Annotated in this window: 12 protein-coding genes; 4 read left to right on the top strand and 8 right to left on the bottom strand. The window is 71.5% G+C overall.

The features are described from left to right. Positions 1-18 precede the first annotated feature (18 nt). The 4 genes from AC2YHB_RS14160 to AC2YHB_RS14145 are packed head-to-tail and all read right to left on the bottom strand — an operon-like array spanning position 19 to position 3342. Complete coding sequence (locus tag AC2YHB_RS14160) at positions 19-1098, bottom strand: adenosine deaminase (RefSeq protein ID WP_179647818.1); 1080 nt, start codon at positions 1096-1098, stop codon at positions 19-21. Between the two features lie 23 nt (positions 1099-1121). Beyond that, complete coding sequence (locus AC2YHB_RS14155) at positions 1122-1637, bottom strand: hypothetical protein (RefSeq protein ID WP_179647819.1); 516 nt, start codon at positions 1635-1637, stop codon at positions 1122-1124. A 5-nt stretch (positions 1638-1642) separates the two neighbouring features. Beyond that, positions 1643-2932 carry a thymidine phosphorylase gene (locus AC2YHB_RS14150; protein ID WP_487354165.1) on the bottom strand — a complete coding sequence of 430 codons (1290 nt, stop codon included), beginning with the start codon at positions 2930-2932 and terminating at the stop codon, positions 1643-1645. 23 nt (positions 2933-2955) lie between these two features. Then, entirely contained in the window at positions 2956-3342 is a 387-nt protein-coding gene (locus tag AC2YHB_RS14145; RefSeq protein WP_487354164.1) for a cytidine deaminase, read from the bottom strand. Positions 3343-3541: 199 nt separating this feature from the next. Here AC2YHB_RS14145 and AC2YHB_RS14140 point away from each other — a divergent pair, with 199 nt between their 5' ends. The 4 genes from AC2YHB_RS14140 (at position 3542) to AC2YHB_RS14125 (ending at position 8773) form a co-directional block, all read left to right on the top strand. Beyond that, positions 3542-4639 carry a BMP family lipoprotein gene (locus tag AC2YHB_RS14140; protein ID WP_487354163.1) on the top strand — a complete coding sequence of 366 codons (1098 nt, stop codon included), beginning with the start codon at positions 3542-3544 and terminating at the stop codon, positions 4637-4639. 113 nt (positions 4640-4752) lie between these two features. After that, the gene (locus AC2YHB_RS14135) at positions 4753-6267 is read left to right on the top strand and encodes an ABC transporter ATP-binding protein (protein ID WP_207006565.1); all 1515 of its coding nucleotides are present in this window, start codon (positions 4753-4755) and stop codon (positions 6265-6267) included. Next, the gene (locus tag AC2YHB_RS14130; protein ID WP_487354162.1) at positions 6264-7487 is read left to right on the top strand and encodes an ABC transporter permease; all 1224 of its coding nucleotides are present in this window, start codon (positions 6264-6266) and stop codon (positions 7485-7487) included. Before AC2YHB_RS14135 ends, AC2YHB_RS14130 begins: the two co-directional genes overlap by 4 nt. Next, on the top strand, positions 7484-8773 hold the full coding sequence (locus tag AC2YHB_RS14125) for an ABC transporter permease (protein WP_487354161.1): 1290 nt from the start codon (positions 7484-7486) through the stop codon (positions 8771-8773). Before AC2YHB_RS14130 ends, AC2YHB_RS14125 begins: the two co-directional genes overlap by 4 nt. Before the next feature lie 8 nt (positions 8774-8781). Here AC2YHB_RS14125 and AC2YHB_RS14120 read toward each other — a convergent pair whose 3' ends face one another. The 4 genes from AC2YHB_RS14120 to AC2YHB_RS14105 are packed head-to-tail and all read right to left on the bottom strand — an operon-like array spanning position 8782 to position 14862. Next, positions 8782-9978: an amidohydrolase gene (locus AC2YHB_RS14120; protein WP_308645468.1), complete on the bottom strand. Its 1197-nt coding sequence runs from the start codon at positions 9976-9978 to the stop codon at positions 8782-8784. A 19-nt stretch (positions 9979-9997) separates the two neighbouring features. Then, a complete protein-coding gene (meaB, locus tag AC2YHB_RS14115) occupies positions 9998-10978 on the bottom strand; it encodes a methylmalonyl Co-A mutase-associated GTPase MeaB (protein ID WP_179647821.1) in 981 nt (326 codons plus the stop codon). A gap of 9 nt (positions 10979-10987) precedes the next feature. Beyond that, positions 10988-13135: a methylmalonyl-CoA mutase gene (gene scpA, locus AC2YHB_RS14110; protein ID WP_179647822.1), complete on the bottom strand. Its 2148-nt coding sequence runs from the start codon at positions 13133-13135 to the stop codon at positions 10988-10990. Next, on the bottom strand, positions 13132-14862 hold the full coding sequence (locus AC2YHB_RS14105) for a methylmalonyl-CoA mutase family protein (protein WP_487354160.1): 1731 nt from the start codon (positions 14860-14862) through the stop codon (positions 13132-13134). The genes scpA and AC2YHB_RS14105 overlap by 4 nt, the downstream gene beginning before the upstream one ends. Positions 14863-15015 lie beyond the last annotated feature (153 nt).

Genomic DNA, 15015 nt, shown 5'->3' with positions numbered 1-15015 from the left:
CTGGCTCGGACTCGTGACTCAGCGCAGCCGCTCGGCGTACCAGGGCTTGATGGTCTCGGTGATCAGCCGGTAGCGCTCGTCGTACGGGATGAACGCCGACTTCATCGCGTTGACCGTCAGCCACTCCATCTCGCGCCAGCCGTAGCCGAAGGTGACGTTGAGGAGCCCGAACTCCTTGCTGAGCGAGGTGCCGCTCATCAGCCGGTTGTCGGTGTTGACGGTGACCCGGAAGCGCAGCGAGGCGAGCAGCTTGATCGGGTGCTCGGCGATCGACGGCGCCGCGCCGGTCTGCACGTTGGAGGACGGGCACATCTCGAGCGGGATGCGCTTGTCCCTGACGTACGACGCCAGGCGGCCCAGCTTCGCCGTCCCGTCCTCGGCGACGGCGATGTCGTCGACGATCCGCACGCCGTGGCCGAGCCGGTCGGCGCCGCACCACTGCACCGCCTCCCAGATGGACGGCAGGCCGAAGCCCTCGCCGGCGTGGATCGTGAAGTGGGAGTTCTCGCGCTGGAGGTACTCGAAGGCGTCGATGAAGCGGGTGGGCGGGTAGCCCGCCTCGGGGCCGGCGATGTCGAAGCCGACGACACCGCGGTCGCGCCACTGGATGGCGAGGCCGGCGATCTCCATGCCGCTCGCGGCCTGGCGCATCGCGGTGAGCAGGTGGCGGACCGTGATCCGGCCACCTGCGGCGGCCATGCCCTCCTCGAAGCCCTGCTGCACCGCGGCCACCACCTCGTCGAGCCCGAGGCCGGCCTCGACGTGCAGCTCCGGCGCGTAGCGGATCTCCGCGTAGACCACGCCGTCGGCGGCCAGGTCCTCGACGCACTCGCGGGCGACCCGGGTCAGCGCGTCGGCGGTCTGCATGACGCCGACGGTGTGCGCGAAGGTCTCGAGGTAGCGCTCGAGCGAGCCCGAGTCGGCCGCCTCGGCGAACCAGGTCGCCAGCTCGTCCGGGTCCGTCGTCGGCAGCTCGTGTCCCACGGCCGCCGCGAGGTCGACGATCGTCGCGGGCCGCAGGCCCCCGTCGAGGTGGTCGTGCAGGAGGACCTTGGGGGCGGCCTGGATGTCGGCGGCGTCGAGGACGGGGTGTTCCATGACCCATTCCTACCGCAGCGCCGTCAGCCGCGTCCGAACCAGCGCCGCTTCCTCCGCTCGGGCACGGGCGAGCTGAACGCCAGCGACCGTGCCGTGCCCGTCGCCAGGTCGGCGAGGCGGAGGCCGGTGCGGGCCTCCAGCAGCCGGCGCAGGCCGCGCTCGTCGAGCACCCGCAGGGTGCCCTCCTCCGGCAGCGGGTCGCCCTCGTCGACGACCACCTCCCCCTCGCCGCACGACCAGGAGCGCCGGCCGCCGGCGTGCGCGACCGTCCACGTGTAGTAGTCGACCGTGCTCATGAAGAAGGCGTGCGCGACCTCCACGTCGAGGGCCGCGTGGAGGGTGCCGGCGAGGTCGGGGTCGGTGCCCCGTCCGATCAGCACGAGGTCGTCTCCGTGCACCACGACCGAGAGGTGGTCGCCCAGTCCCTCGGCGATCGCCTCGTCGGGGGTGCTGGTGCCGCCGTCGGGCATGTAGCCGGCCTTCGCGAGGTCCTCGACCGAGGCACCGCGGACGACGGTCAGTGCCGTCTTCCAGCCCACCGGGCTCAGCCGATCCGGTCGATCACCAGGGGGCGCGGCTCGAAGGGCGTGCCGGCCGGCGCGACGTCGTACCCACCCTCGAGGGCGGCGAGCGCCCGGTCGAAGCGGTCGGGGGTGTCGGTCAGCAGGGTGAAGAGCGGCGCGCCGGCGCGGACCTCGTCGCCGGGGCGGGCGTGCCAGACGACACCGGCACCGGCCTGCACCGGGTCCTCCTTGCGCTCGCGGCCGGCGCCCAGCCGCCAGGCGGCGATGCCGACGGAGAGGGCGTCGAGGCGGGTCAGCACGCCGTCGGCGGGCGCGGTCACCACGTGGCTCTCCCGCGCCACCGGGAGCGGGGCGTCCGGGTCGCCACCCTGCGCGGCGATCATCGCCCGCCACGCGTCCATCGCCGAGCCGTCGGCCAGCTTCTCAGCGGGGTCGATGTCGTCGCGTCCGGCCGCGGCGAGCATCTCGCGGGCCAGCGCGATGGTCAGCTCGACCACGTCGGCCGGTCCACCACCGGCGAGCACCTCGACCGACTCGGTGACCTCGATCGCGTTGCCCGCGGTCAGGCCGAGCGGGGTGTCCATGTCCGTGAGCAGGGCGACGGTGTTGACGCCCGCGTCGGTGCCGAGACCGACCATCACCTCGGCGAGCTCGCGCGCCCGGTCGACCGACTTCATGAAGGCCCCGCTGCCGACCTTCACGTCGAGCACGAGCGCGCCCGTGCCCTCGGCGATCTTCTTGCTCATGATCGACGACGCGATGAGCGGGATCGCCTCGACGGTGCCGGTGACGTCGCGCAGCGCGTAGAGCTTCTTGTCGGCCGGCGCGAGCCCGTCCCCGGCCGCGCAGATGACCGCGCCGACGTCGTCGAGCTGCGCCAGCATCTCCTCGTTGGACAGCAGCGCACGCCAGCCCGGGATCGACTCGAGCTTGTCGAGGGTGCCGCCGGTGTGGCCCAGCCCGCGCCCGGACAGCTGGGGCACGGCGACGCCGCACGCCGCGACGAGGGGCGCCAGCGGCAGGGTGATCTTGTCGCCGACGCCGCCGGTCGAGTGCTTGTCCGCCGTCGGCCGCGAGAGGGACGAGAAGTCCATCCGCTCGCCGGAGGCGATCATCGCGGCGGTCCAGTCGGCGATCTCGCGCCGGTCCATGCCGTTGAGGAGGATGGCCATCGCCATCGCGGACATCTGCTCGTCGGCCACCACGCCGCGCGTGTAGGCGTCGACCATCCAGTCGATCTGACTCGTGGTCAGGGTGCCGCGGTCACGCTTGGTGTGGATGACCTCGACGGCGTCGTGCGATTCAGCCATGCGGGAACACTAGTCGGCAGCCGTCAGAGGCCGAGGTTCTCGGGTCCGAACGCCTGCGGCAGCACCTGGTCCATGGTGAGGACGCCCTCGGGGGTCAGCACCTCCAGCGGGGCGCCGCCGTTCTCCCACAGCAGCTGGCGGCACCGGCCGCACGGCATGATCACCTCGCCGGCGCCGTTGACGCACACGAAGTGGGTCAGCCGGCCGCCGCCCGTGGCGTGCAGCTGGGAGACGAGCCCGCACTCGGCACACAGCGTCACGCCGTACGCCGCGTTCTCGACGTTGCAGCCGACGACCAGGCGGCCGTCGTCGGAAAGCGCGGCGGCACCGACCCGGTAGCCGGAGTACGGCGCGTAGGCGCGCTCGGCGATCTCCGACGCGGATCGCTGAAGGGAGTCCCAATCGACCACGGGGACAACCTACTCGTCGTACCCTGCGTCTGCGCGAGGATCGTCGGCGAGAGCGCCCTGCCGGTGCAAATGTCCCAAGTTGGTAACCGTTTCACCGAAGGTGCTTCCCGCCGCGCGGTCGTTGGGTGAGGATGCACCGAGCATTCCCGCCATCCCCCTGCCCGGCCTGCGTGCCCGGGCGCCGATCTGGAGGACATTTGTGAAGACCTGGAAGAGGACCTCGGCGATCACCGCCGCCGCTCTCGTCGCGGCCGCGAGCCTGGCCGCGTGCGGCGACGCCCCGGAGGAGGGCGCGGAGAAGAAGAACGACTATCTGCCCTGCATCCTCTCGGACGCCGGCGGCTTCAACGACAAGTCGTTCAACCAGCTCAGCTACGAGGGCGTCAAGGAGGCGGCCGACAAGCTCGGGAGCGAGTACAAGGAGTTCGAGTCCAAGAACGAGAACGACTACGCGGGCGCGCTCGAGGGCTTCGTCAGCGCGGGCTGCGACACGATCGTCACGGTCGGCTTCGCGCTCGCGGCGGCCACCAAGGAGTCGGCCAAGGCCAACCCCGACATCGAGTACATCCTGATCGACGACGCCGCTGACGGTGGCGACGACGGTGCGACCTTCGACGGCAAGGCCGACCAGCCCAACATCAAGCCGATCCTCTACGACACGGCCCAGGCAGCCTTCCTCGCCGGCTACGCCGCCGCGGACTACACGAAGACCAAGGTCGTCGGCACCTACGGCGGCCAGCCGTTCCCGACCGTCACGATCTTCATGGACGGCTTCAAGCAGGGTGTCGACTACTACAACAAGGAGAAGGGCACCAAGGTCAAGCTCGTCGGCTGGGAGGGCAACGACAAGGGCGTCTTCACCGGTGGCTTCGACGCCAACGAGAAGGCGACCAACACCGCCAAGCAGATCCTCGACCAGAACGCCGACGTGATCCTGCCGGTCGGTGGCCCGATCTACCAGGGCGCGCTCACCGCGATCAAGGACTCCGGCAAGGACGTCGCGCTGGTCGGTGTGGACGCCGACTTCTTCGAGACCGACCCGAACACGCAGGCGATCGTGTTCACGTCGATCCTCAAGAACATGAAGACGTCGACCTACGAGGCCATCCTCGCCGCCGGTGAGGACAAGCTCGACATGGCGCCGTACGTCGGCACCCTCGAGAACGACGGCGTCGGCCTTGCTCCGTTCCACAACTTCGAGAGCAAGATCTCCGACACCCTCGTGTCCGAGCTCGACACGGTGAAGGCCGGCATCATCGACGGCTCGATCCCGGTCACCTCGTACCTCAACCAGTAACACCTCCGGTTCCGGGGGAGGTCGGTCTGCGCCGGCCTCCCCCGGACTGTGTTTCACCCCTGTTCCACCCCCGGGGATGGCATCCATCCCGTCACTCGGAGAGGATCGCCTCCATGACGCTCGAACTCAGGGGCATCACCAAGCGCTTCGGAGCGCTGGTCGCCAACGACCGCATCTCGCTGACCGTCAACGAGGGCGAGATCCACGCGCTCCTCGGTGAGAACGGTGCCGGGAAGTCGACGCTGATGAACGTCCTCTACGGCCTCTACCAGGCCGACGAGGGCGAGATCCTCCTCGATGGTGCCGAGCTGAAGATGTCGGGCCCCGGCGACGCCATGGCGGCCGGCATCGGGATGGTCCACCAGCACTTCATGCTGATCCCCGTGTTCACGGTCGCCGAGAACGTCATGCTCGGCAACGAGGCGACCGGGTTCGCCGGCACCCTCGACATCGACGCCGCGCGGCAGCGGGTGCGCGAGATCTCCGAGCGGTTCGGGTTCGACGTCGACCCCGACGCCCTCGTCGAGACCCTGCCCGTCGGCGTCCAGCAGCGCGTCGAGATCATCAAGGCCCTCTCCCGCGACGCCCGCGTCCTCGTCTTCGACGAGCCGACCGCGGTGCTGACCCCGCAGGAGACCGACGAGCTCATGGAGATCATGCGCCAGCTCCGCGAGTCGGGCACGGCGATCGTCTTCATCAGCCACAAGCTGCGCGAGGTGCGCGCGATCGCCGACCGGATCACGGTCATCCGCCGCGGCGCCGTCGTCGGCGAGGCCAGCCCCACCGCGACCAACGCCGAGCTGGCCGCCCTCATGGTGGGCCGGCCGGTCGAGCTGACCGTGCACAAGGACCCCGCCAAGCCGGGGGCCGACGCCCTCGTCGTCCGCGACCTGCGGGTCAGCGACGACACCGGCCACGTGCACCTCGACGGGATCAGCTTCTCGATCGCGGCCGGCGAGGTCCTCGGCGTCGCCGGCGTCCAGGGCAACGGCCAGACCGAGCTCACCGAGGCCGTGCTCGGCCTCCAGGCGCACGTGAAGGGCTCGATCGAGCTCGACGGCCACCAGCTCGTCGGCAAGTCGGTGCGCAAGGTGCTCGACTCCGGCGTCGGCTTCGTGCCCGAGGACCGCCAGGTCGACGGCCTGGTCAGCAACTTCACCATCGCCGAGAACCTCATGCTCAACCGCTCCCACGGCGGCCCGTTCGTCGGGCTCGGCACCGTCCGCACCAAGGCGCTGGAGGAGTTCGCCGAGCAGAAGCTCGTCGAGTACGACGTCCGCGCGTCCGGCATCCAGGCGACCGCCGGGCAGCTCTCCGGCGGCAACCAGCAGAAGGTCGTCGTGGCCCGCGAGCTGTCCCGCGACCTGCGGCTGCTCGTGGCCGCGCAGCCGACCCGCGGCGTCGACGTCGGCTCGATCGAGTTCATCCACAAGCAGATCGTCGCGACCCGCGACAGCGGCGTGCCCGTGCTCCTGGTGTCCACGGAGCTCGACGAGATCGTCGCGCTCTCGGACCGGATCATGGTGCTCTACCGCGGACAGGTGGTCGGCATCGTCCCGGCCGACACACCGAGGGAGACGCTCGGCCTGATGATGGCCGGCGAGCGGCCGGAAGGAGTCGTCGCGTGAACAACGAGCCCGGAGCCGTCCAGACCCCCGAGGTCGAGGAGAAGCCCGCCGGCCAGAGCCCGTGGCGCGGCGTCGCCCGCGAGATCGTCGGTGGCAACGCGATGGTCTCGCTGCTGTCGGTGCTGCTCGCCTTCCTCGTCGGCTCGCTGATGATCCTGCTGACCGACGAGAACGTCCGCTCGGCCGCCGGCTACATCGGCGCGCGCCCCAGCGACTTCTTCAACGCCGTCGGCGACTCGATCACCGGCGCCTACTCGGCGCTCTTCCGCGGCGCGATCTACAACAGCGAGGTCGACGCGTTCGAGACCCGGATCCGGCCGCTGACGGAGACCCTCAAGTTCTCCGGACCGCTGATCCTGGCCGGCCTCGGCGTCGGCCTCGCGTTCCGCGCCGGGCTCTTCAACATCGGTGGCCGCGGGCAGATGCTGCTCGCCGGCGCCGCGGCCGGCTGGGTCGGCGTCTCGCTCGACCTGCCCACGATCGTGCACCTGCCGCTGGCCATCCTGGCCGGCGCCGTGGCGGGAGCCCTCTGGGCCGGGATCGCCGGGCTCCTCAAGGCGCGCACGGGCGCGCACGAGGTGATCGTGACGATCATGCTGAACTACGTCGGCTACTACCTCGTCTTCTACGCCCTCTCCCGCCAGGGCTGGCTCCAGGCGCCGGGATCGGGCAACCCGAAGTCCGAGGCGATGCCGGAGTCGGTGATCCTGCCGAAGCTGCTCGGCGACAAGTTCAACCTCCACTTCGGCTTCATCCTCGCGCTGCTGGCCGTCGGCTTCGTGTGGTGGCTGCTCAACAAGTCCGCGATGGGCTTCCGCTTCCGCGCCGTCGGCGAGAACCCCGACGCCGCCCGCGCCTCCGGCATCGACGTCGGCCGCACCTATGTCGTCGTGATGCTGATCGCGGGTGGCCTGGTCGGCCTCGCGGGCGTCAACCAGATCCTCGGTACGACGACCAGCGGCGTCACCGTCGACCTCGACGCCGGCATCGGCTTCGACGCCATCACGGTCGCCCTGCTCGGGCGGTCGCGCCCGCTCGGCATCCTCGCGGCCGGCCTGCTGTTCGGCGCGTTGAAGGCCGGCGGCTTCGCGATGTCCGCGTCCGAGGGCATCCCGATCGAGATCGTCCTCGTCGTGCAGTCCCTGATCGTGCTCTTCATCGCCGCACCACCACTCGTGCGTGCGATCTTCCGCCTGCCCAGCAAGGAGGTGACGGCGTGACCACCACCGCCAAGACCCCGATGCCCGTCGTCCCCGACGAGACGCCGGTCGTCGCCACGCGCGGCGCCCTCAAGGCGCCGATCGTGCTCGGGATCGTGACCTTCCTGCTGGCCCTGCTGCTCGGGTTCAAGGGCGCCGAGGGCGACACCACCTTCCGGCTCGCGACCGACACCGACTTCTTCGAGCTGCCCGAGGTCGTCGTCCCGTCGAGCGCCGCGTTCGCGACCATGGTGGTGCTGCTGGCGATCATCACCGCGGCGTCCGCGCTGCTGGTGAGCCGCGGGCGTCGTACCCCCCTCTGGCTGGTGGCGGTCTTCGCCGTGCTCGCCATGACCGGCTTCCTGTGCTGGGCCGCGGCCGGCGAGACGCTGCCGGTCATCGGCCTGCTGGGCGGCTCCATCGCCCTCGCCGTGCCGCTCGTGTTCGGCGCGCTGGGCGGCGTCCTGGGCGAGCGTGCCGGCGTCGTCAACATCGCCATCGACGGCCAGCTGCTGTCCGGCGCCTTCGCGGCCGCCATGTTCGGCACGATCACCGGATCGCCGTGGGGCGGCCTCGTCGCGGCCATGCTGGCCGGCGCCCTCGTGGCGCTGGTGCTCGGCTTCTTCGCGATCACCTACTTCGTCGACCAGGTCATCGTCGGTGTCGTCCTCAACGTGCTCGTCATCGGCATCACCAGCTTCCTCTACGGCCAGGTGATGACGGAGAACCCCGAGGGCCTCAACGCGCCGGCGCAGTTCGAGCGGATCGCGATCCCCGGCCTCGGCGACATCCCCGTCATCGGCCCGGTGCTCTTCCGCCAGACGATCCTCGTCTACCTGATGTACGCCGCCGTCGCGCTCGTCGCCTGGGCCCTCTACCGCACCCGCTGGGGCCTGCGCGTCCGCGCGGTCGGCGAGCACCCGAAGGCCGCCGACACGGTGGGCATCAAGGTCAACCGCACCCGCTACACGACGCTCCTCATCGCCGGCCTGGTCGCCGGCATCGGCGGGGCGACGTACACCCTGGTCTCGGTGCCGCAGTTCGGCGAGGAGATGACCGACGGCGCGGGCTATATCGCCCTCGCGGCCGTCATCTTCGGGCGCTGGGACCCGGTCCGGGCCACCCTGGCGGCGCTGCTCTTCGGCTTCGCGACCAACCTGTCGGGCGTGCTGTCGGTGCTCGGCTCGGCCGTGCCCAGCCAGTTCATGCTGATGCTGCCGTACGTCGTCACCATCATCGCCGTCGCCGGACTGGTCGGGGCCTCGCGGGCGCCGGCGGCCGACGGGGTGCCGTACCGGAAGGGCTAGCGGACGCCTCAGCCGGCGGCGAGGGCGACCACGGCGACACCGGCGAGCATCTTGGCGCCGTAGCCGATCGCCTGCTCGTCGACCTCGAAGTCGCCCTGGTGCAGGTCGAAGCGCGCTCCCCCGGGGGTGCGCGTGCCGAGCCGGAACATCGAGCCGGGGACGTCCTCGAGGTACCACCCGAAGTCCTCGCCGCCGAGGCTCTGCTCGACCTCGGTACGGTGGTGCGGGCCGAGCAGCTCGTCGGCCGCGGTGGTGACCATGGCGGTGCAGACGCCGTCGTTGACGACCGGCGGGACGCCCTGGAGGTAGTCGACGGTCGCGGTGATGCCGTAGGGCCGGACGATGTCGAGCACCGCCTCGCGCACCACCGGCTCGCACGCAGCCCAGGCGCCCGCCTCGAGGATCCGGACCGTGCCACTCGCGATGCCGCGGTCGGGGATCACGTTGGGGGCCGAGCCCGCGCGGAGCATGCCCCACACGACGCTGACGCCGGCGCGGGGATCCATCCGCCGGCTCAGCACGGCCGGCAGCTCGCTGGTGATCTTCGCCAGCGCGAAGGTCAAGTCGCCGGTCAGGTGGGGGCGCGAGGTGTGCCCGCCGTTGCCCTCGAGGCGTACGTCGATGCGGTCGGCCGCGCTCGTGATCGGACCGGTGCGCACTCCGATCGCCCCCACGTCGACCGAGGGGTCGCAGTGCAGCGCGAAGATCCGCTGCACGCCCTCGAGCGCGCCGTGGCTGATCAGGTGCTTCGCGCCGCCGGGCATGACCTCCTCGGCGGGCTGGAAGAGCAGGCGCACCCGTCCCGCGAGCTGCCCCTGCTGGTGCAGCTCGGCCAGCGCGTGGGCAGCGCCGACGAGCGAGGCGACGTGCACGTCGTGGCCGCACGCGTGCGCGACGCCCTCGTTCGTGCTGCGCCACGGGTCGGTGGTCAGGTCGTCGACGGGCAGCGCGTCGAGGTCCGCCCGGAGCGCGACGATCGGGCCGCTGTCGCCGAGGTCGGCGACCAGCCCGCTGCGGGGCGTGCGGGTGAGCCGCCAGCCGGTGCCGTCGAGGCGCTCGGCGACGCGGTCGACGCTCCGCCGCTCCGCCCAGGACAGCTCGGGGTGCTGGTGGAGGTCCCGGCGGAACGCGACCAGCTCGTCGTCGTACTTGTCGACGACGGCGGCGACGAGCGCCAGCAGGTCGGAGGTCTCACGCAGGTCCACCAAGCCAGCCTATCCGGGGTCAGGCGTCGTAGGCGGCGAGGATCCGGTCGGCGGCCAGCGGCGCGCTCAGGTCGCCCGAGAGCACGGCGGCGCGAACCTCGTCCTGGACGGCGCGCACGCCGGCGTGGTGGCGCAGCCGCTGGTCCAGCTCGTCGCGGACCAGCGCCCACGTGAAGTCGAGCTGCTGCTCGGCGCGCTTGCGGGCGAGACCGTCGGCGCCGAGGCGCTCGCGATGGCGCAGCACCTCGCCCCAGACGATGTCGAGGTCCTTGTTGTACAGGCCCGAGTAGGTGACGACCGGCGGCGCGGCGGCCGAGCCGCGCACCAGCTTGAGCGCCCCGAAGAGCTCCCGGGCAGCCACCCGCGCAGCCATCTCCTGCTCCCCGTCATCGGCCTTGTTCACCGCGATCACGTCGGTGATCTCGAGGATGCCCTTCTTGATGCCCTGGAGCTGGTCGCCGGTGCGGGCGATCGTCAGGAACAGGAAGGTGTCGACCATCCCCGCGACCGTGACCTCGGACTGGCCGACGCCGACGGTCTCGACCAGCACGACGTCGTACCCGGCGGCCTCGACGATGGTCATCGCCTGCGCGGTCGCGCGTGCGACACCGCCGAGCGTGCCCTCGCTGGGGCTGGGCCGGATGTAGGCGTTCGGGTCGACCGAGAGCCGCGCCATCCGGGTCTTGTCGCCGAGGACCGATCCCCCCGTGCGGACCGAGCTCGGGTCCACCGCGAGGACCGCGACCTTGTGCCCCTCGGCGGTCAGGTTGGTGCCCAGCGCCTCGATCGTCGTCGACTTCCCGACGCCGGGCACGCCGGAGATGCCGACCCGGATCGCGTTGCCGGCATGGGGCGCCAGCTGGGCGAGCAGGTCGCGGGCGAGCTCGCGGTGGGCGGGCTTGCGGGACTCGACGAGCGTGATCGCCCGCGAGACCTGGGCGCGCTTGCCCGCGAGCACTCCCTCGACGAGTGCCGCCACCTGCTCCGCTCCACTGACCACGGCGCGAGCTCAGTGACCGAGCTGCTGCGAGAGGTCCTCGAGGAGCTCCAGCGCGGACTCGGCGATGACCGTGCCCGGCAGGAACACCGCAGCCGCGCCCATCTCCTTGAGCGTCGGCACGTCGTCGGGCGGGATCACGCCGCCGATGACGATCATGATGTCGCCGCGGCCCTGCTCCTCCAGCGCCTTCCTCAGCGCCGGGAGGAGGGTCAGGTGGCCGGCCGCGAGCGACGAGACGCCGACGATGTGGACGTCCGCGTCGACGGCCTGCTGGGCGACCTCCTCCGGCGTGGAGAACAGCGGCCCCACGTCGACGTTGAAGCCGAGGTCGGCGAAGGCCGAGACGACGACCTTCTGGCCGCGGTCGTGGCCGTCCTGGCCCATCTTGGCGACGAGGATGCGCGGGCGACGGCCCTCGTCCTCCTCGAACTTCGCCGTCGCGGCCAGCACGGCCGCGGCGGCATCGTCGTTGCCGACCTCGCTCTTGTACACGCCCGAGATCGTACGGATCACCGCCTGGTGGCGGCCGTAGACCTTCTCCAGCGCGTCGGAGATCTCGCCGACCGTGGCCTTGTTGCGGGCCGCGGCGACCGCGAGGTCGAGCAGGTTGCCGTCGCCGGTGTCGGCGGAGCGGGTGAGCGCCTCGAGGGCCGCCTCGACGTCGCCCTGGTCGCGCTCGGCGCGCAGCCGCTCGAGCTTGGCGACCTGCTGGCGGTAGACCTCGTCGTTGTCGACCTTGAGGACCTCGAGCGGGTCCTCGGCCGGCAGCCGGAAGGTGTTGACGCCGATGACCTTCTGGGCGCCCGAGTCGATCCGCGCCTGGGTGCGGGCGGCGGCCTCCTCGATGCGCATCTTCGGGATGCCCTGCTCGATCGCGGCGGCCATGCCGCCGGCGGCCTCGGCCTCCTGGATGTGCGCCCAGGCGCGCTCCGCGAGGTCGTGGGTCAGCTTCTCCACGTAGTAGGAGCCGGCCCACGGGTCGATCGAGAAGGTGGTGCCGCTCTCCTGCTGCAGCAGCAGCTGGGTGTTGCGCGCGATCCGGGCCGAGAAGTCGGTCGGCAGCGCGATCGCCTCGTCGAGGGCGTTGGTGTGCAGCGACTGGGTGTGGCCCTGGGTCGCGGCCATCGCCTCGATGGCCGTGCGGCCGACGTTGTTGAAGACGTCCTGCGCGGTGAGCGACCAGCCCGAGGTCTGCGAGTGCGTGCGCAGCGACAGCGACTTCGGGTTCTGCGGGTCGAACTGGCGGACCAGGCGCGACCAGAGGGCCCGGGCCGCGCGCATCTTCGCGACCTCCATGTAGAAGTTCATGCCGATCGCCCAGAAGAAGGACAGGCGCGGCGCGAACTGGTCGATGGTCAGGCCCGACTCGAGGCCGGCGCGGATGTACTCGACACCGTCGGCGAGCGTGTAGGCGAGCTCGAGGTCGGCGGTCGCCCCGGCCTCCTGCATGTGGTAGCCGGAGATCGAGATCGAGTTGAAGCGCGGCATCCGCTGGCTGGTGAACGCGAAGATGTCGGAGATGATCCGCATCGACGGCGTCGGCGGGTAGATGTAGGTGTTGCGGACCATGAACTCCTTGAGGATGTCGTTCTGGATGGTCCCGCTGAGCTGCTCCGGCTTCACCCCCTGCTCCTCGGCCGCGGCGATGTAGAGCGCGAGCACCGGCAGGACCGCGCCGTTCATCGTCATCGACACCGACATCTGGTCGAGCGGGATGCCGTCGAACAGGGTCCGGGTGTCGTAGATCGAGTCGATCGCCACGCCGGCCATGCCGACGTCGCCGCGCACGCGCGGGTGGTCGGAGTCGTAGCCGCGGTGGGTCGCGAGGTCGAAGGCGACCGAGAGGCCCTTCTGGCCGGCCGCGAGGTTGCGGCGGTAGAAGGCGTTGGACTCCTCGGCGGTGGAGAAGCCGGCGTACTGCCGGATCGTCCACGGCTGCGTGGTGTACATCGTCGGGTAGGGCCCGCGCAGGAACGGGCTCAGGCCCGGGAAGGTGTCGAGCGCGTCGAGGCCGGCGAGGTCGTCGGGGCCGTAGGACGGCTTGATCTCGATGCCCTCGGGGCTCTTCCAGCCCTCGGCGACCGGCAGGTCGGGCGCGGCGGCCGCGGCCCGGTCGGAGGCCAGCGGGAGGCCCGCGAAGCTCTTGGGGATGGTCATGCCAGCTTCTCCCTCGTGACGGTCAGGAACGCCAGGGCGTCGACGCCCATGGCAGCGGCGTCGTCGACCTCCGCGTCCACGGCGTCGGGCTTGCCGGCGATGATCACGTGCTGGGCGCCCGCCTCGCGGAGCGCCGCGACGGCCGCCGCGCCCCACTCACCGTAGGCGGCGTCGGTGCCGGCGAGACACACCACCGCCTGCCCTGTGTACGACGCCAGCAGGTCCTCGACACCGGACGTCGGCCCCGCGGCCTCGACCGCGATGCCACCGGCGGCGAACAGGTTGCTGATGAAGGTCGCCCGGGCGGTGTGCTGCGCGATGGAGCCCAGCGTCGCCAGGAAGACCGGCTGCGCGGCCGGCTCGTCGCGCAGCGCCTCGAAGGAGGCGCCGTAGCGGCGGACCCGGTCGTTGAGCGGGTCGGCGGCGCGCTCGGGCAGCGTCTCGGCGAGGTTCGGGAACTCGCTGACGCCGGTCAGCGGGCGCTTGCGGCGGGCGATGTCGGCCTCGCGCTTCGCGACCACCGCGGCGATGCGCTCGCGGAACGGGTCGAAGTCGTGACCGCTCTCCCACTCCTGCTCGAGCCGCTGGAACTCCGCCCAGCCCGCCTCGGCGAGGTCGGTCGTCAGCTGCTCGACGGCGTAGGCGCCGCCGGCCGGGTCGGCGACCGCGGCCACGTGGGACTCGTCGATGAGCAGGTGGTTGACGTTGCGGGCGATGCGGCGACCGAAGCCGTCCGGCAGGCCGTTGGCGCTGTCGAAGGGCAGCACGGTGACGGCGTCCGCGCCACCGACGCCGGCGGCGAAGGCCGCGACGGTGCCGCGCAGCATGTTGACGTAGGGGTCGTACTTGCTGAGCATCGGCCGGCTGGTCACGGCGTGCTGGCGCTGGCCGGTCGCGGTCGCGCCGCTGAGCTCGAGCACCCGCGCCCACAGCACCCGGGCGGCACGCAGCTTGGCGATCGTCGGGAACTGCTCGTCGGTGGCGGCGTACCGGAACTCGACCTGGGCGGCGGCCTGGTCGACCGTGAGGCCGTGGTCGGTCAGCCAGCGCAGGTAGGCGACGCCGGCGGCGAGCGACCAGCCCAGCTCCTGTGCGTCGCTGGCGCCGAGGTCGTGGGCAGCCGTGGCGTCGACGACGATGGCACGGATGTCGTGCTGGTCGGCCTTGCGGGCCAGCGTCTGCAGCTCGGCGACGGCCTCGTCGACGGCGATCGGGATGTCGCGCAGCATGACGCCGAGCGGGTCGATCCCGAGGTTGCTGTCCGGGTGCTTCGCACCGGGCAGCGCGAGGAACGCCTCGGCCACCTGCGTGGTCGCCGACGGGGCGTCGAGGACGACGGGCGCGAGGTCGAGCAGGACGTTGGCCAGCGTGGCGGCGACGTCGGTGGACTCGTCCGCGGCCAGCCACAGGCTGGTGACGCCGCCGTCGAGGTCGACCAACGCGGCCTCGTTGGCGAGCTTGGCGTCGGGGCCGCTCACCAGGCTCCGGATGTCCCACGCGCCCTGGCGGGTGGGCCGGACCGGGCTGGTCGCGCCACCGGGCAGGCCGAGCGGGGTGATGCCGATGCCGTCGAGCGTGGTGCGGGTGAGCTTCTCCCACACCGCGCCGTCGGGGTCGTTGTCGCCGAGCTTGCGGGACTTGCGCAGCACGGCGGCGGTGGCGGCCTCCCAGTCGGCGCGCGTGTGCGCGTCTTCGGGTTGCGCCAGCGTCAGGGGCGAGTCAGTCACGAGCGACAAGACTATCCGTGACATGACCACTGTCACCGTGCGTGTGAGATATGTCCGACTACCGGGCAGTAGCGTCCCGACGCTCGGACAGGCCCGGGGCGGGTCGCGACGAACGCCGAGCGTTCACCCGACCGCAACCCGCAGCCCGCGGTC

Source organism: Nocardioides sp. SRI_004 (genome assembly GCF_057586415.1).
This window is presented reverse-complemented; position numbering and strand designations above follow the sequence as displayed.